This window comes from Nocardia neocaledoniensis, from assembly GCF_003182135.1.
Lineage (GTDB): Bacteria > Actinomycetota > Actinomycetes > Mycobacteriales > Mycobacteriaceae > Nocardia > Nocardia neocaledoniensis.
Window position 1 is genome coordinate 697,946 of sequence record NZ_QGTL01000002.1, and the last position, 16,462, is coordinate 714,407.

Here is a 16,462-nt window from a genome sequence, read left to right on the forward strand (position 1 = left end):
GCGGTACCGGCAGCCGGTACCGCGGGTTCCCGCTATGTTGGCTCCCTGGATCACACGACCCGTCGGTTCGTCGCCAGAACACGAGGGAACCGAAGAGACGATTCGTGCGTCCAACCAACAGAGCGAGAAAACGGGGAGGGTAGATGACCGGGATTCTCCAGGTCGACATCGATGTCCTGGGCAAGACCGTCCAGTTGCTGCGGGGAACGGAGACGCCCTGTCCGAGAACGGGAATGCCGACATCGTTACCGTGCTGTCGACCGCCGATGCGGAGTACGGAACCGACTTCGGCGCGATGATGGTGCTGCTCGCCGGCTCGATCACCTTCGACACCGTTGTCCATCAACAATTCACGCTCGCGCTGTGACCGGAACCGACGTTCGCGGGGCGCGGGCATGGAGCACGCCGCGAACCCGCTGGACACTCCTCTGGACGACCGTGCACGCGCTGGTCGTGCTCGGGCTCGGCGTGGGATGCGCGGTGGCGTTCGTCCACTTCGTCGACGTGTCGCAGACGGAGAAAGGGCGGACGGCGAAGGACGCCGACCGGCTGGCGCTACTGTGCTTCTTCGCAGTCTTGCCGCTCACCGTGACGGGAATCGTCATGACCCGAACCGCGTTTCGACGGTGGTTGTCGGCCCGGCATCGTTGGCAGGTGTGGCACATCGAGTCGCTTCGAACCGGAATCCAGGAATGGGTCCATCTGATCGATGACCGGGGAACCATCGCCGGCACGGTGGTGCTACGGAAGTGGACATCGCGCACGTTCAGCGGCGACGACAGGTTGGTGTGGTTCGCCGGGGCGCCGAACAAGGCGGGCCTCATCGCGAAACCGGGCGGAGCCGACACCCAGCTGGCGTACCGTTCGCTCTTCTACACGCCGCCGCGCTTCGGCACCTCGCTGTTCGTGAAGAACGATCCTTCTGCCCCGTCTCCGCGGCCGCGCGGCACCTCTTCGGCGCCATCCTCCGAACCTGCCGGTAAGCACGGCGGATTGGACGATTCCGCGTTCCCCTCACCGCGCAAGCTTCGTCGAACACTGGCCTACGCCCTCGACATCGCCCTCCATGTGGCGATCGGTATCGGTGTCGTGTTCTTCAGCGACGAGGCGACGCGTCATGCCGTGACGCACCGGGAATGGAACAGTCCCCAGCTCGCGTGGTGGGCGGTGATCGGATACTTCTTGCTCGCGTCGTTCGTCGACCGGGTCGTCCTCCAATCCGTCACGAGAACAACGCTCGGCAAAGCCGTTTTCGGGCTGGTCGTCATCGACCGCGAGACGGGCCGCTATCCCCGTGCGCGCCGGCTGCTGGCGGCCTGGCTGATCGGGGTGATCATGCCGCTGCTGCTCCTCGGCGACAGCTCCGTGCCGGAACGTCCCGAGCGCTATCTGCTCCCGGCGGTGCGTCGCACCGATGCCCGACGGGTGCTCGGACAGCCTGCCTGAGACGACGAAAGCCCTCGCCGGCTGGATGATGTCGGCCACGGCATCGACGGCGTGATGGCCAACGGTCACGAACCCGGCGTCATCGAGGCGGCGGGCCGGGCGCTGAATCTCCTGGTCGGCTAGCCCGCCGAGCCGGTGGGCGGGCGTGACTGCGGATCGGCGCCACCGAGGGTCCAGCCCATGTCCAGCCCACCGGCACAGCCGGCGCGAACGGTTCCGGTCGTGTGCGGCTCGAGCACCATCGACCAGCCCTGATACTGGACGGTCGGCGTCGGCGGCGGCGCCGGTTGGCTCAGATCGGTCCACGGCGGCGTGGTGAGCACCGAGCAGGTGACCTGGCCGTACACGACATAGGCCTCGTCGTTGTCGTTGACGCACTCCGCGCCGTCACACCGCACGCCGGGCGCCAACTCGACGGCGGCGGCGGTCGGCGCCGCCAGAATCATTGCCGTGCAGGCCGTTCCGGCCAGCAGGGCGGCGCGAATCGCTCTCGATGTCATCGTTCCCCCCCGATGTCGTTGGTTCATCGGCAGAATAGCGGCCCCGGCACCGGCCGACAATGCGACCGGGATAGGTTGAACACGCCCCGCACCCGACGTCGGGGCGCGTTCGACGTACAGGGGAGGGTTCTTCATGCGGGGGTTGTCGGCGGGTGTCGCCGGATTCATGATCGCGATGGCGGTGACGGGGTGTGTGCCGGATCAGAAGGTCCCGGTGCCCGCGCCGACCTCGACCGCTGCGCCGACCACCAGCTCGGGCGTGATCACGCTGGGCCCCGACACGAGCGAGGTGCTGCCGACCTGCGCCGAACTCGGTGCGTTGCCCGGCTTGCCGACGGGGGCCGAGGCGGTACCCGCGCCGGAGACCAAGGACAACCCCGTGAAATGCGAATGGCGTGGCGGTGACACCGGTGCGCAGATCAGCGTCTGGGAGTACGCGAAGCCACCGCTCGTCAACGCCAGTTTCACCAACATGTTGATGCTGTGTCCCGGCGAGGAGATCGACCCGATCGGCATCTCCGACCGCTCCGCCTGGTGCGGCCGCAAGATCGCCCCGGCCTGCAACCTGATAGCCACCCAAGGCATCTTCTACATCGACGTCGTCTGGACCGCGGCGGCGGGCACCGACGAAGCCACCTGCCGCGCCCACGCCGCCACACTCGGCGGTCAGGTCTCCGAACTGCTCGAATGACCCGGCCAGCGATCGGCGCACACAGGGCGGGCGCGGAACACGGTCGATAGACTTCGGAGCATGTCAGCCATCTTCGACTGGGCGCGGCCGGACAATGTCCAGCCCGAACCGATCACGCTCGACATCTGGCGGGAGCTCCCTGAGGAGTTCTGCCGGTTGGTCGAGGTGGTCAACGGCGATGCGGTGCGCTGCGAGTCACCGACCCGTGCGCATCAGAAGGCTGTCCATCGGCTGCTCGGCATGCTGGAGGCCGCCGCGAAGGAGTACATGGTCGAGGACCCGTCAGCGTGCTTGGACGCGAACCACGATTTCGATGTGGTGCTCTGGGAAGTGCCCCGGGCGACGATTCGGCGTCCGGACATCGCGCTGTTCGAATGCGTGCCGTCCGAGGTCCGGCCGGTGCCCGCCCGGCACCTGAAGATCGCAGTCGAGGTGATCTCGCCGAGCCATGTGAAGACCGATCGGCTCGAGAAGATGAGCGAGTACGCGGCCGCCGGAATTCCCTGGTACTGGCTGGTGAGCGTCTCCGACTCCGATGTCACCACCATCGAGACCTACGCCCTCGACCACGGTGTCGGGCACTATCGGCTCGCGCGAATCCTGAAGCCGGGCACCGGTTTCGCCGTGGAACTGCCGGTGCGAATCCAGATCGATTGGGATCAGCTCACTGATCTGGTGCTCTGAAGACCGCCGGCCCCGCCGAACGAATCGAGCGGGGCCAGTGCGGTTTCGGGATCAGCCGAGCAGGCGCCAGTCCTCGAGGCCCTGGTAGAGCGGGACGCTCTGGGCCAGCTTGGCGACGCGGGCGCGCAGGGTCTCGGTGTCCGAGGTACCCGCCAGCGCGGCGGCGATGATGTCGGCGACCTCGGTGAACTCGGCGTCACCGAAGCCACGGGTGGCCAGAGCGGCGGTGCCGATGCGCAGGCCGGAGGTGACCATCGGAGGACGCGGGTCGAACGGGACCGCGTTGCGGTTGACAGTGATGCCGACCTCGTGCAGGAGGTCCTCGGCCTGCTGGCCGTCGAGCTCGGAGTTGCGCAGGTCCACCAGGACCAGGTGCACATCGGTGCCGCCGGTGAGGACGGAGACGCCCTTGTCCTTGACGTCGGCACCGGTGAGGCGCTCGGCGAGGATGCGCGAACCCGACAGGGTGCGCACCTGACGGTCCTTGAACTCCTCGGTCGCGGCGATCTTGAACGCGGCGGCCTTGGCGGCGATCACATGCATGAGCGGGCCGCCCTGCTGACCGGGGAACACCGCCGAGTTCAGCTTCTTGGCGAACTCCTGCTTGGCCAGGATCAGACCGGAACGGGGGCCGCCCAGAGTCTTGTGCACGGTGGAGGACACCACGTCGGCATACGGCACCGGCGAGGGATGCAGACCCGCGGCGACCAGACCGGCGAAGTGCGCCATGTCGACCCACAGGTAGGCGCCGACCTCGTCGGCGATCTCGCGGAAGCGCGCGAAGTCCTGGTGACGCGGATACGCCGACCAGCCGGCGACGATCACCTTCGGCTTGGCCGCCTTGGCGATGTCGCGGACCTCGTCCATGTCGATGCGGTGGTCTTCCTTCGACACACCGTAGGAATGGACGTCGTACAGCTTGCCCGAGAAGTTCAGGCGCATGCCGTGGGTGAGGTGACCACCGTGCGCGAGGTCCAGGCCCAGCAGGGTCTCACCCGGGTTCATCAACGCCATCAGCACCGCCGCGTTGGCCTGCGCGCCGGAATGCGGCTGCACGTTGGCGAACTCGGCGCCGAACAGCTCCTTGGCGCGATCGCGGGCCAGGGTCTCCACCACGTCGACGGCCTCACAGCCACCGTAGTAGCGACGGCCCGGGTAGCCCTCGGCGTACTTGTTGGTGAGCACGGAACCCTGCGCCTGCAGGACCGCGCGCGGCACGAAGTTCTCCGAGGCGATCATCTCGAGGGTGTCGCGCTCGCGGGCGAGCTCGCCCGCCATCGCGGCGGCCAACTCGGGATCGAGCTCACCGAGAGACTGGGTATTCACCGAAGCGGTCGTCTGCGTCACGACCCTCAGTCTATGGGCCGCGCGTGGACGCCCGAGCACGGGGATAGCGCAACACGGCCGCGGTCGCCACCCGGGAGACGCAGCTCACAGCCCTCGCGGCCGGTAACAGGCACCCGAGGGGTGACCGATGACACAGACATGAACCACTTACCCGTGACACCGGCCATCGCACCGTCGAACCCGATCGAGGCGCTGCTGCTGCAGATCGGCTACCTGGTCTGTTCGCTGCTGAATCCCGGCGGCTGCGCCGTCATCCAATAGGCATCCGCCGGATCGCCCCCGGCGTGAGCGGCTCGTCGAGCAACCGACCGAACCGCTCGACCCGATCCTGCGGGTCGACCGCCTGGTCCAGCCAGCCGCCGAGCAGGCGGTAGCCCTCCACGTAGGTGCTGATGTAGGCCCGCCACAGCGGCGAGGACAGGAACCGCAGCGACTGGCGCGCCCGCTCCGGCGTGGCCAGGCTCCAGCGCTGCAGGAACGCCGCGACCTCGTCTTCGCCACGACGCTGATCGTGCAGCAGCAGCGCCGCGTCCTGCCGGACACTGAGCAGCTTGGCCGACGCGGTCGAGAACCGCTCGGCTCGTTCGCCGTCGAAGCGCAGGCCGAGGTCGGCGTAGATCTCCTGCGCCCACACACCCCAGCCCGGACCGATGATCGACTGCAGCGCCAGGTCGGCCAGGCCCTCGGCCATCAGGCACTGCGGCGTGTTGACCAGGAACAGCGTCTGCTCGTCCTCGCCGGCGGCGACCAGCCCGGCCTCCTTGCGGCAGTGCTCGGTGTGGTGGCCGGGGTAGGCCTCGTGCGCGATGAGCGCGGGCAGGTGCCCCATGTGCTGCTTGAGGTCGGAGTTGATCGCGACCTTGGAGTGGTAGTTGCCCAGGTAGTAGTTGAACCCGGACCACGGCTTGTCACCGACCACCTCGTAGGTGACGGTCTCGATGTCCGGCAGCGGGTAGCGCGCACGCACCCGCTCGCGCAGCGCGCTGGAGAACGCCTCGACGCACACCGCGAGCCGCTCCGGCGGGATCTCGTCGCCGCGCCGGTACGCGGCGGCGCGCTCGGCCAGCGGGCCCTCGCCACCGAGCACCTCGTCCATCTGCCGGTGCGCCTCGCGGTAGTCGTCGGGGTCGCCGGGGGCGATGTCGACATCGAAGTAGGCGCGGACCTCGTCGACGAAACCGATGTCCTCGCCCGCGAACTTGCGCGCCGAGCACTCCATCGCCACCAGGTGGGCGTCGAGGAACTCGGTGCGCCGCGCGGAGAGCCCGGCGTCGGGCAGTTCGGCGCGCAGGCTCACCGCGCGCCGCGCCAGCTCGGCGGGCTCGGGGGCGGGCGCGTTCTCGCTGTCGCGGCGCAGCTGCGGGTCGCCGGTGTAGGCGTCGACGAAGCCCTCCTCGAGCCGGTCGAAAGCCAGTCCGAGCCGCAGGTATTCAGTGACAAGTGGATGTGACCCCATGCCGTCCGACCTTACGGGGTGAATCCGAAAAGCGGGCCCTACCTCGGTGTTGTGACTCGTTACCGACCGGTAGCCAAACCCCCTGTTGCGCGCGGACGGCCGGGACGGAGCACAATCGCGGCATGCGGTCAGAGTTATCCCGGATCTCACTGGACGGGCAGCCGAGCTGTGCGTGTGCGCCCGGACGGAGCGTCGGGTAAGTGGCACGGATGAGCGAGCCGAGCCCGTATGTGGAGTTCGACCGGAAGCAGTGGCGCACCCTGCGCAAGTCGACTCCCCTGGTCCTGACCGAGGAGGAACTCACCGGACTGCGCGGTCTCGGCGAGCAGATCGATCTCGAGGAGGTCGCCGAGGTCTACCTGCCGCTCGCCCGGCTCATCCACCTCCAGGTAGCCGCGCGGCAGCGGCTCTTCGCCGCCACCGCGACCTTCCTCGGGGAAAAGCACCCGGACAAGCAGGTGCCGTTCGTGATCGGCGTGGCGGGCAGCGTGGCGGTCGGCAAGTCGACCACCGCGCGCGTGCTGCAGGCGCTGCTGGCCCGCTGGGATCACCATCCGCGGGTCGATCTGGTGACCACCGACGGCTTCCTCTACCCCACCGCCGAGCTCACCCGCCGCGGCATCATGCACCGCAAGGGTTTTCCGGAGAGCTACGACCGGCGCAAACTGCTGCGCTTCGTCACCGAGGTGAAGTCGGGCGCCGAAGAGGTGTGCGCGCCGGTGTATTCGCACATCTCCTACGACATCGTGCCCGACGAGAAGCACTGCGTGCGCCAGCCCGACATCCTCATCGTCGAGGGCCTCAACGTGCTGCAGACCGGTCCGCGGCTGATGGTGTCGGACCTGTTCGACTTCTCCATCTACGTCGACGCCAGGATCGAGGACATCGAGAACTGGTACGTGCAGCGCTTTCTCGCGCTGCGCAAGACCGGCTTCGCCGACCCAGAGGCGCACTTCCACCACTACTCCGCGCTCAACGACGAGCAGGCCACGGCGGCCGCGCGCGACATCTGGAACTCCACCAACCGGCCCAACCTGGTGGAGAACATCCTGCCGACGCGCCCGCGCGCGACCCTGGTGCTGCGCAAGGACTCCGACCACACCATCAACCGGCTGCGCCTGCGCAAGCTCTAACCGGCGCGCGCCACCGGGGCGCCGAGGGAGACCACCTGGGTGGCCAATTCCGTTCGGGTGCCGTCCTTCTCGACCACGAGGACGCCGCGCGGGGTGTCGCGGGCGTCGGCCGGATCACCGGCGACGACCTGGACGAGCGATTCGCGCACCCGGGGCAGCATGTCGACGACCGGCTGCTCACCGACCGGCGCCCAGCCCTGCGCCGCCGACTGCAACCGGTCGACCGCGCCGGCCGCGCCGGGCTGATCGGCCCACTTCCTGGTGGTGACGGTGATGGTGCCGTCCGCGCCCCAGCGCGGGCTGTAGGCGACCGAGCATTCGCCCGGCAGCGCGGGCAGTTCGGTGACGGCGTTGGTGCGGACGTCGATCGACGCGACATGTCCGGTCCCGCAGGAGGCGCTGCGCGCGGTCGAGCCCGCGAGCACGAAGGTGTGCCCGTCGGGTCCGGCGGCCGCGGACAGTTCGGCGTCGAGCCCGGGTACCCGGCCCAGCGGCAGGATGACGTCCTCGCCGATCGCGTACAGGTGCGTCTTCTCCCACCACAGCCCCCGTGACTCGACCCGGGCCAGCAGCAGGTACTCGTCGGTGGCCGCGACCAGCCGGGCGCCGTCCCAGCCACCGCCGGAGCGCGGGGTCGGCGATTCCGGCAGGTCGACCTCGCGGCGTGGTTCCGCGGGCGTGGTGCCCGCCAGATCGATCGTCATGATCTGGCCCGGCTCGCGCCACCAGGCGACCACCGCGTCGCGCAGGGCCACCGCGTCGGCGCAATCGCATTCGGTGCGCGTCACCGCGCCGTCGCTGACCCGCAGCGCCACCAGGGTCTTGGAGTCGGTCTCGACCGCGAACGCGTACCGGCCGTCGCCGGTGAAGTTCACCGCCGCCGAGGAGTAGCCGAAACTGCCGGGCGCGCGGACGGTCTCGGCGCCGCGCACCACGGCCAGCTCACCGGCGGTGCGGTAGGCGAACACGGCACCCGCGGCGTCCGGCTGCGCGGCCGGTGTCATCGCGGGCAGCGCGGTCGGGTCGGCGCCGCATCCCGCGACCAGCAACACCGCGCCGAGTGCGGCGAACACCGCGCGTCTGCCCCGCCCCGGCTCGATCGCAACTCCCACAGCTCACCCCTGCACGTGTCGTCGGGCTCGTCTCGCGCAGCAGCCTACTGCGCGTGCGGCCGCGATCGCGGCGACTCACCTACAACTTCCAGGCCGCGTCCAACCTGGTCGCCACGTCGATGTTGCGGACCGCCGCGATCTCCGGCTTCCTGATCTCCTGGGCGATGTAGCGGGCCACGAAGCGGCGGATCTCGTGGTCGACACTCGCCAGCACGCGCAGCAACTGGCCGCGCTTGGTCGCGCTGGCGACGTTCACCCGCACGTCGCTCGGGCGCGGTTCGGCGATGTCGATGACCACGCGCAGCGGGTCGGCGGTGCGCGCGGTGAGGTGCAGGTGCACGGTGCCGTCCACCTGGAACCGCGACCGGTCCACCGCCAGGTCGACCACCAGATCGACGTGCAACGGAATGGTGAGCTCGAAGGAGATGTAGGCGTCGACGAAGCGCAGTATGCGTGGCTGCCCCAGCTCGACCTGCGCGGTCACCTTCGCCAGGCGACCGGGGCCGACCCCGATCGGGCCGAAATCGAAAGCGGCGCCGGTGAGTTCACCGAAAGCCTCGGCGATCCGCTGCTCGGATACGGCGTATTCCAGGAAACGCCTGCCGAATTCCTCGTAGCTGATGTAAGAAGACTGATCGGGCTGCACTGCCCGCAGAGTACGCGAGCCCGGTGACATCACACGCCGAAACGGCGGTGCCGTGCGGCGTAGTCGCGCAGTGCGCGCAGGAAGTCGACGCGCCGGAACTCCGGCCAATACGCCTCGGTGAACCAGATCTCAGAGTAAGCGCTCTGCCACAGCAGGAAGCCCGAAAGCCGTTGCTCACCAGAGGTTCTGATCACGAGATCGGGATCGGGCTGACCGGAGGTGTAGAGGTGCTGGCCGATCGCGTCGACGGTGATCGACTGCACCAGGTCCTCACCCGACTCGCCCGCGGCGATCTCCTGGCGCACCAGGGAACGCACCGCGTCGGTGATCTCCTGCCTGCCGCCGTAGCCGACCGCCACGTTCACGTGCACGCCGTCGCGGCCGCTGGTCCGCTCGGCCGCCGTGCGCAGCCGCTTGGCGATCAGCTCCGGGAAGCCGGCCAGCGAGCCGACGATCCGCACGCTCCAGTTCTGCTCGGGCGCCGACAGTTCCTCCACCACGTCGGTGATGACTTCGAACAGGGTCTCGAGCTCGTCGGGATCGCGGCGCAGGTTCTCGGTGGAGAGCAGGTAGACGGTCACCATGTCGATGCCGGCGTCGGCGCACCAGCCGACCAGTTCGGCGATCTTCAGCGCGCCGACCCGGTGGCCGTGGCTGACGTCGGTGAAGCCGTTCTCGCGCGCCCAGCGGCGATTGCCGTCACACATCACCGCCACATGGCGGGGATGCTGCTTGTCGGCCAGCTGCTTGGACAGTCTGGCTTCGTAGATGCGATACGGCAGTCCACGCACCCGACCAAAGAACTCCACCCACGCACCCTAGCGCGGTCCGACCGACGTAACGTTGGGGGCGTAACCTACGGTACCGTAGGTTCTGACATTGGAGGGTTTCGTGGACGCTGTCACCGTGGGGATCGGCGAGGCTGTCGGCCTGGGGAAGCCGCGGTTCCGTGGCTGGATCCACACCTGGGCAGTCGGGGTCGCCGCCGTGGCGGTGGCGGTGCTCGTCGGCGTGGGGTTCTCGGAATCGGCGACCGCGGGCTGGTCGACGCTGGTGTACGGGGTGTCGGTGATCGCCCTGTTCGGGATCAGTGCCGTGTATCACCGGGTGACCTGGCGGAGCGTGCGCGCCAGGGTGCGGATGAAGCGGGCGGACCACTCGATGATCTTCCTGTTCATCGCGGGCAGCTATACGCCCTTCGCGCTGCTCGGCCTTCCCGGTTCGACCGGCCGCACGCTGCTGATCGTGGTGTGGACGGGCGCGCTGGCCGGGGTGGCGCTGAAGATGCTGTGGCCGACCGCGCCGCGCTGGGTGGGCGTTCCGCTCTATCTGCTGCTCGGCTGGGCGATCGTGCCGGTCGCGCCCGAACTGCTGCGCAATGTCGGGGTGTGGCCGATGGTTCTGCTCGCGGTGGGCGGCGTCATCTACAGCGTCGGCGCCGTTCTCTACGCGACGAAGTGGCCCAATCCGTGGCCCGAGCACTTCGGCCACCACGAGTTCTTCCACGCGGCGACGGTGGTCGCCGCGGTCTGCCACTACATCGCGATCTGGTTCGTGCTGCTCGGTTGACCGGCGCGTGCGCGCGGCGGCGTCGGTACGGCCTTCTATGCTCGATATTCGTGTCACCTGTCAGCGCGGCCAGCGATACCACGGCGCCTCCCTGCCGGTGGTCGGGGCGCGCGCGGTGAACGCGCTGCTCCGCTGGGCGCTGCGCAGCTATTGGGGACTCGCCCTGGTGGTCATCACCGCCAACCTGATCGGGCTCGGCGCCATCTTCCTCGTCGCCTGGGCCGACGGCGTCTTCGGCCGGGTCGGCCCGAACTGGCGCGAAGCCGCGTCGCTGCTCGGCATCTATCCGGCCTTCGCCGTCGGCCTCGGCATCGCCATGGCCATCTACGACCGGCGACGCTATCTGGGCTGGCTCGACGCCGGACGCAAACCGACGACCGAGGAGGCGCGCAGGCTGCTCGGCCTGCCCGCCGCCATCACCCTGCGCGCGATCGTGCTGTGGATTCCCGGCATCGCGCTGACGGTGTGGTTGGTCGACCGGTTCACCGACTACGACAACGACGCGGTGGTGATCGCCGGATTCGCCCTCGGCGCCCTCGAATCGGCGGGCACCACCTACCTGATCCTGGACCGGCTCATCCGGCCCGCCGTCCCGATCATCACCGCGGTCCTCGGGCCCACCGTGCATCCGACCGCCACCGTGCTCGTGCGCGTGCTGGTCACCTGGGCGGTGTCCGCGGCGCTGCCCGGACTGATCATCATCGTCGTCCTCAGCGACCGGGCCACGCCCGCCGAGGACCGGGTACGCGCGGCCTGGATCTTCTCGATCGTCGCCCTGGCCGTCGGCGCGCTCGCCACGGCCCTGCTGGCCCGCTCGGTCGCGACGCCCATGCGCACGATGTACCGGGCGCTGGAACGAATCACCCGCGGCGAGCTCGACGTGCGCGTGCCGGTCGGCAGCGCGAGTGAGATCGGGCGGCTGGAACATTCGGTCAACGAGCTCGCGGCGACCCTGCGCGAGCAGGCGCACACCGAGGACGTGTTCGGCAGGCATGTCGGCTCGACCGTGGCCGAGCGCGCGCTCTCGGGCGGCAGCGACCTCACCGGCGACGTGCGGATCGTGTCGGCGCTGTTCGTCGACGTCACCGGGTCGGTGCAGCTGTCGGCCGAGATGGCGCCGGACCAGTTCGTGCACAAGCTGAACCGCCTGCTGGCGACCGTGGTCGCGGCCACCGAGGACAACGGCGGCCTGGTCAACAAGTTCGCAGGCGACGCCGCCCTGTGCATCTTCGGCGCCCCGTCGCGGCTGGCCGACGACGCCACCCCCGCCCTGCGCGCCGCGCGCCGCATCCGCGACGAGGTGGTCGCCACCGGCGAACTCGACGTCGGCATCGGCGTCGCCCGCGGCCAGGTCTTCGCCGGCGACGTCGGCGCCGACACCCGCCTGGAATTCACCGTCATCGGCGACGCCGTCAACGAGGCCGCCCGCCTGACCACGGTCGCCAAGGAGGTGCCGCGCCGAGTCCTGGTGAGCGACTCGGTCATCCAGGCGGCGACCGCCTCCGAACGCGCCCACTGGCAGCGCCACAAGGACCTGCGCCTGCGCGGCATCCCCGGCCGCACCCGAACCTGGACAGATATCAGACCGGGCCGCGAGCGCTGACGGCCGTCTACGCGCGGGCCGTCGGAGCAGGGCGCTGATCCGTCCGCGCGGCCGCGGACGACGTGCGGGTCAGCCGCGCAGGGCGATGGCGAGGGCGGCGGGGTCGGTGACCGGGAGGTCGCAGACCGAGCCTCGACAGACATAGGCGGCGGGGGCGTCGCCGACCAGGGGGCGGTCGGTCAGCAGCGGGGCGGTGTTCGGGGGGCCCGCGAGGACGATGGCGCCGCCCGGGGCGTTGGTGCGGGCGGTGGCGAGGAGTTCGGTGGCGGCAGAGGACTTCTCGGTGGCGGTGATGGCCACCTGGAGCGGGCCGCGGACCGAGGCTTCGGCGACCGCGAGCCAGTGACCGGCCGTGCGCGGGGCGCGGGCGAGCAGGACGGCGCCGCGGGCGAGGGTCTGGTCGGCGAGTTCGCGGTAGTGGACGGCGCGGTCGGTCTCGGCCACGGCGGAGGCGGTGAGCAGGGCCTCGGCCAGGGCGGAGGAGCCGGCCGGGGTGGCGCCGTCGATCGGGTCGCGCGGGCGGGCCACCAGGGTCTCGGCGTCGTCGGCGGTGTCGAACCAGCTGCCCGGCCGTTCGGGATCGGCGAAGTGCTCGATCACGCTGTCCAGCAACACCTGGGCGGCGGCGAGCCAGTCGGCCTCGCCGGTGGCCTGGTACAGCGCGAGCAGGCCGGTGGCGAGCCAGGCGTAGTCCTCGAGCACCCCGGGCGGGGCACCGGCCACGCCGTCGAGGGAGGCGCGGCGCAGGCGTCCGTCGACCAGGTGGACGTCGAGCAGGAACCGGGCGCAGCGCACGGCGGCCGCCACCCACGACGGTTCCTCCAGTGCCGCACCGGCTTCGGCGAGGGCGGTGATCGCCATGCCGTTCCAGGCGGTGACCACCTTGTCGTCGCGGGCGGGCTGCGGACGCTGGTCACGCAGCTCCCGCAGCCGAGTGCGCAGCCGATCGAACCGGGCCGACTGTTCGACGTCGACCGGGTCGCTGCGGCGGGTGAGCACCGAGGTGCCCTGTTCGAAGTTGCCACCGGTGCTGACGCCGAAAGCCTCGGCGGCCCAGACCCCGTCGAGCGGGCCGAGATCGCCGACGAGCTCGGCGGGCGTCCACACGTAGGTGGCGCCCTCGACGCCGGGGCCGCCCGGTTCGAGCTGGGTGTCGGCGTCGAGCGCCGAGGCGAACGCGCCCTCGGCCGTCGCCAGGTCGGCGAGCAGGAATTCGACGGTCTCGCGAGAGACCCTGTGCGGCAACGATTCCAGTGGCGTCGCGGGCACGCGCCGGGCCAGGTGCGCGTAGGCGCGCAGCAGCAGGGCGTTGTCGTAGAGCATCTTCTCGAAGTGCGGGATCAGCCAGCCCGCGTCGACGGAGTAGCGGGCGAAGCCGCCACGCAGCTGGTCGTAGATGCCGCCGCGGGCCATCGCCTCCGCGGTGCGCTCCACCAGGTCGAACACGGCTTGGTCGCCGGTGCGCTCCCAGTGCCGCAGCAGCCCCTCCAGCATGGCCGAGGGCGGGAACTTCGGCGCGCCGCCGAAACCGCCGTGCCCGCGGTCCTCGTCGGCGGCGATCGCCAGGACCGCTCGTTCGAGAAGCTCTGGTACCACGGCGAATTCGGCGTCGGGCAGGCCGGTGGCCTGTCCGCGCAGCGCCTCGGTGACCTGGACGGCGGCCTGGTCGACGTCCGCGCGCCGGGTGGTCCAGGTGTCGGTGATCGCGCTCAGCAGCTGGGTGAACGAGGGCATCCCGCCGCGCGGCTGCTTCGGGTAGTAGGTGCCGCAGTAGAACGGGGCGCCGTCGGGGGTGAGGAAGCACGTCATCGGCCAGCCGCCCTGCCCGGTCATGGCGACGGTCGCGTTCATGTACACCGCGTCCAGGTCGGGCCGTTCCTCCCGGTCGACCTTCACGCACACGAATCCGGCGTTCATCTGCTCGGCGGTCGCGGCGTCCTCGAACGACTCGTGCGCCATCACGTGGCACCAGTGACACGACGCGTACCCGACCGAGAGCAGAATCGGCACATCCCGCGCGGCCGCCTCGGCCAGCGCATCGGCGTCCCATTCCCGCCAATGCACCGGGTTGTCGGCGTGCTGACGCAGATACGGTGAAGTCGCGCTACCCAACCGGTTCACGCTGCCAGCGTGCCACAACCCGCGAGACCACTGCGACACCCCATGCACCGCGCGCCGAAGGGATTCAGCCGACCCGATCCGCCGCTGCCCGCCACGCGGGCGGGTGGCCGATCGTCACCCAGCGCAGGAGCCACTCCGCTGGGCCGTAGCGGAACCGGCGCAGCCACCACGCGCTCGCGCACAGCTGTGCGAGGAAGACGAGCACCGCCACCAGCATGGTCTGGCCCGGCGACATGCGGCCCGCCGCGGCGAATCCGACGCCGGTGAAGATCAGCAGACCGATCGCGGACTGGCCCAGGTAGTTGGTCAGGGCCATGCGTCCCGCCGGGGCGAGCGCCGAGCGCAGCCAGGACGTGCGCGGGCTGTGCATGAGGCGCAGCAGTGTGGCGACGTACGCGGCGGCGAGCAGTGGCGCGGTGGCCACGCCGGCGGCGACGGCGAGCGAGTGCCCGTTGCCGCCGCCGAAGGTGTACAGCAGCCCACCCGTGAGGCCGACCGGGAAGCCGATCCACTGGATCCGGCGAAGGATCGGCTCATCGCCGGTGACGCCGGCCAGCAGCCGTCTGCGTCCGGCGACCATGCCGAGCAGGAACATCGCGAGCGCGGTCGGCCCCTGCATGCTGACGGCCTGCAGGATCAGCAGGCCGAGGCCGCCGAGATTGTGGCCGATGACCTCACCCCAACCGCCGAGCATCGCCGCGGTGGACCGCTCGGCGTTGGCCCGCGCTTCCTCGGCCGAGGGCAGCACGGCCGACGCGTCGAGGAACAACCCGCTCAGCACCAGACTCAGCACCACGACGCCGTACAGCGCGGCGGCCACCCGCAAGGCGGTGCGGTCGCGGCAGCCGCGCATCCAGAACAGCACCAGGCAGGCCAGCGCGTAGGTGGTCAGGATGTCGCCGCCGTAGAGGAACACGATGTGCAGCGCGCCGAGCACGAACAGCCCGGCGACGCGCCGCAGCATGCGCGGCGCGAAGGCGGCCCCGGCCGCGGCGGCGGAGGTCATCTGCAGGGTGAAGCTGTAGCCGAACAGGAACGAGAACAGCACGTAGAACTTCATGTCGACCAGGACCGACGACACCCCGCGCACGATGTCGTCGACGGTCGAGGCGTAGGCCGGGTCGGTCACCAGGTTCCCCGGATATCCCGAGGCCATGAAGGTGATGTTGACGAGGAAGATCCCGAGCAACGCGAAGCCGCGCAGGGCGTCCACGTCGTGCACCCGAGATCCTGGAACCACCAGTTGATCAGTCATGCCGTTGCCTTCTCCACCTGCGATAACAATTACTATCCATTGGATACTATCTCGAGGATACTAATGCAGGCGATAGTATTCGCCGAACCGCGAGGAGGGAGTGACCGTGACGGCCGACGAGGTGCCCACCGACCTGGGCAGGCTCTGGCGGGTTCCGGCCGCGACCCGGCTCGGCCGACCCGCCGAACTCGACGTCGACACCGTCGTCCGCACGGCCGTCGACCTGGCCGACCGAGCCGGACTCGACGAAGTCACCCTGCCCAAAGTCGCCGCCGCCCTCGGCTTCACGAAGATGGCGCTCTACCGCTATGTGGGCTCGAAGAACGAACTGTTCGAGCTGATGTCGGACCTGGCGCTCGGCCCGGCGCCGGACCTCGCCACCGAACCCGGCCGGTGGCGCGAAGGGCTGCGCCGATGGGCCGACGCGCTCAGGGCGGGCTTCGCCGAGCATCCCTGGGTCCCGCAGTTGCCGATCACCGGACCGCCACGCGGACCGCACGCGATCGGCTGGCTCGACGCCGGGCTGCGCACCCTGGCGGCGACCGGCCTGGACTGGGGCACCAAGCTGGGCATCGTGATGCTGGTGAGCATGCATGTGCGGCAATCGAGTCTGCTCACCCAGCAGCTGACCGACGCCAGGCTGGGCTCCGGCCTGGACGAGGCGCAGGTCAACGCGAACTACGGCAGGGCGCTGGCCGAGCTGGTCGATCCGCAGCGCTTCCCCGAGGTCGCCCAGCTCCTCGCCGCCCCGGTGTTCCACACGCCGGATGTCCCGGACGACGCCGACTACGTCTTCGGCCTGGACCTCATCCTCAACGGCGTCGCCGCCGAGATCGCCGCCACCGCGTAGTACCGCATCCCGAAAAGTCTTGTCGCACGCGAAATCAGCGTGATCGCAA

16 protein-coding genes are annotated in these 16,462 nt (G+C 69.9%); 8 read left to right on the plus strand and 8 right to left on the minus strand.

Translation table 11 applies throughout. The annotated features are described in order from the left end of the window. Positions 1 to 363: 363 nt before the first annotated feature. Positions 364 to 1,446, plus strand: a complete 1,083-nt coding sequence (locus DFR69_RS07580; protein WP_167456182.1) for an RDD family protein — start codon at positions 364 to 366, stop codon at positions 1,444 to 1,446. Positions 1,447 to 1,565: 119 nt separating this feature from the next. On the opposite strand, the gene DFR69_RS07585 is transcribed toward DFR69_RS07580, so the two are convergent. Next, positions 1,566 to 1,946, minus strand: a complete 381-nt coding sequence (locus DFR69_RS07585; protein WP_146229215.1) for a hypothetical protein — start codon at positions 1,944 to 1,946, stop codon at positions 1,566 to 1,568. Between the two features lie 133 nt (positions 1,947 to 2,079). On the opposite strand from DFR69_RS07585, the gene DFR69_RS07590 reads away from it, so the two are divergent. Next, positions 2,080 to 2,637, plus strand: coding sequence for a hypothetical protein (locus DFR69_RS07590; protein ID WP_146229216.1), 558 nt, complete (start codon positions 2,080 to 2,082; stop codon positions 2,635 to 2,637). A gap of 60 nt (positions 2,638 to 2,697) precedes the next feature. After that, positions 2,698 to 3,321 carry a Uma2 family endonuclease gene (locus tag DFR69_RS07595; RefSeq protein ID WP_110036684.1) on the plus strand — a complete coding sequence of 208 codons (624 nt, stop codon included), beginning with the start codon at positions 2,698 to 2,700 and terminating at the stop codon, positions 3,319 to 3,321. A 51-nt stretch (positions 3,322 to 3,372) separates the two neighbouring features. On the opposite strand, the gene glyA is transcribed toward DFR69_RS07595, so the two are convergent. Next, positions 3,373 to 4,668: a serine hydroxymethyltransferase gene (glyA, locus tag DFR69_RS07600; RefSeq protein ID WP_110036685.1), complete on the minus strand. Its 1,296-nt coding sequence runs from the start codon at positions 4,666 to 4,668 to the stop codon at positions 3,373 to 3,375. A 138-nt stretch (positions 4,669 to 4,806) separates the two neighbouring features. Here glyA and DFR69_RS35505 point away from each other — a divergent pair, with 138 nt between their 5' ends. Beyond that, complete coding sequence (locus DFR69_RS35505) at positions 4,807 to 4,929, plus strand: hypothetical protein (RefSeq protein WP_279629843.1); 123 nt, start codon at positions 4,807 to 4,809, stop codon at positions 4,927 to 4,929. Here the strand turns inward: DFR69_RS35505 and DFR69_RS07605 are convergent. Further along, the gene (locus DFR69_RS07605) at positions 4,919 to 6,124 is read right to left on the minus strand and encodes a DUF885 domain-containing protein (protein WP_110036686.1); all 1,206 of its coding nucleotides are present in this window, start codon (positions 6,122 to 6,124) and stop codon (positions 4,919 to 4,921) included. The two genes, DFR69_RS35505 and DFR69_RS07605, sit on opposite strands and share 11 nt — an antisense overlap. 200 nt (positions 6,125 to 6,324) lie before the next feature. Here DFR69_RS07605 and coaA point away from each other — a divergent pair, with 200 nt between their 5' ends. Next, positions 6,325 to 7,257, plus strand: coding sequence for a type I pantothenate kinase (gene coaA, locus DFR69_RS07610; protein ID WP_110036687.1), 933 nt, complete (start codon positions 6,325 to 6,327; stop codon positions 7,255 to 7,257). Here coaA and DFR69_RS07615 read toward each other — a convergent pair. The 3 genes from DFR69_RS07615 to DFR69_RS07625 all read right to left on the minus strand — a co-directional run bounded on the left by DFR69_RS07615 (position 7,254) and on the right by DFR69_RS07625 (position 9,824). Then, positions 7,254 to 8,369, minus strand: coding sequence for a hypothetical protein (locus DFR69_RS07615; RefSeq protein WP_146229217.1), 1,116 nt, complete (start codon positions 8,367 to 8,369; stop codon positions 7,254 to 7,256). The two genes, coaA and DFR69_RS07615, sit on opposite strands and share 4 nt — an antisense overlap. A 79-nt stretch (positions 8,370 to 8,448) precedes the next feature. Beyond that, positions 8,449 to 9,045: a hypothetical protein gene (locus tag DFR69_RS07620; RefSeq protein WP_110036689.1), complete on the minus strand. Its 597-nt coding sequence runs from the start codon at positions 9,043 to 9,045 to the stop codon at positions 8,449 to 8,451. Next, the gene (locus DFR69_RS07625; protein WP_110036690.1) at positions 9,045 to 9,824 is read right to left on the minus strand and encodes an isoprenyl transferase; all 780 of its coding nucleotides are present in this window, start codon (positions 9,822 to 9,824) and stop codon (positions 9,045 to 9,047) included. Before DFR69_RS07625 ends, DFR69_RS07620 begins: the two co-directional genes overlap by 1 nt. Positions 9,825 to 9,906: 82 nt before the next feature. Here DFR69_RS07625 and trhA point away from each other — a divergent pair, with 82 nt between their 5' ends. Next, a complete protein-coding gene (gene trhA / locus DFR69_RS07630; protein ID WP_244198136.1) occupies positions 9,907 to 10,584 on the plus strand; it encodes a PAQR family membrane homeostasis protein TrhA in 678 nt (225 codons plus the stop codon). Positions 10,585 to 10,621: 37 nt separating this feature from the next. Next, entirely contained in the window at positions 10,622 to 12,187 is a 1,566-nt protein-coding gene (locus DFR69_RS07635) for an adenylate/guanylate cyclase domain-containing protein (RefSeq protein ID WP_244198137.1), read from the plus strand. Between the two features lie 69 nt (positions 12,188 to 12,256). Here the strand turns inward: DFR69_RS07635 and DFR69_RS07640 are convergent, their stop codons facing one another. Further along, a complete protein-coding gene (locus DFR69_RS07640) occupies positions 12,257 to 14,308 on the minus strand; it encodes a thioredoxin domain-containing protein (protein WP_244198138.1) in 2,052 nt (683 codons plus the stop codon). A 64-nt stretch (positions 14,309 to 14,372) separates the two neighbouring features. Next, a complete protein-coding gene (locus DFR69_RS07645; protein ID WP_110036692.1) occupies positions 14,373 to 15,563 on the minus strand; it encodes a DUF418 domain-containing protein in 1,191 nt (396 codons plus the stop codon). Between the two features lie 106 nt (positions 15,564 to 15,669). Between DFR69_RS07645 and DFR69_RS07650 the strand changes: the two genes are divergently transcribed. After that, positions 15,670 to 16,413 (plus strand): TetR/AcrR family transcriptional regulator, encoded by a 744-nt coding sequence (locus tag DFR69_RS07650; RefSeq protein ID WP_208643923.1) that lies wholly within the window; start codon positions 15,670 to 15,672, stop codon positions 16,411 to 16,413. Positions 16,414 to 16,462: the final 49 nt, after the last annotated feature.

Excerpts from the sequence above, each read along its gene's own strand:
- DFR69_RS07585 (WP_146229215.1), bottom strand. The coding sequence starts at position 1,946 with ATGACATCGAGAGCGATTCGCGCCGCCCTGCTGGCCGGAACGGCCTGC.
- DFR69_RS07590 (WP_146229216.1), top strand. The coding sequence starts at position 2,080 with ATGCGGGGGTTGTCGGCGGGTGTCGCCGGATTCATGATCGCGATGGCG.
- DFR69_RS07595 (WP_110036684.1), top strand. The coding sequence starts at position 2,698 with ATGTCAGCCATCTTCGACTGGGCGCGGCCGGACAATGTCCAGCCCGAA.
- DFR69_RS35505 (WP_279629843.1), top strand. The coding sequence starts at position 4,807 with ATGAACCACTTACCCGTGACACCGGCCATCGCACCGTCGAACCCGATC.
- DFR69_RS07605 (WP_110036686.1), bottom strand. The coding sequence starts at position 6,124 with ATGGGGTCACATCCACTTGTCACTGAATACCTGCGGCTCGGACTGGCT.
- DFR69_RS07620 (WP_110036689.1), bottom strand. The coding sequence starts at position 9,045 with ATGTCACCGGGCTCGCGTACTCTGCGGGCAGTGCAGCCCGATCAGTCT.
- DFR69_RS07635 (WP_244198137.1), top strand. The coding sequence starts at position 10,622 with ATGCTCGATATTCGTGTCACCTGTCAGCGCGGCCAGCGATACCACGGC.
- DFR69_RS07645 (WP_110036692.1), bottom strand. The coding sequence starts at position 15,563 with ATGACTGATCAACTGGTGGTTCCAGGATCTCGGGTGCACGACGTGGAC.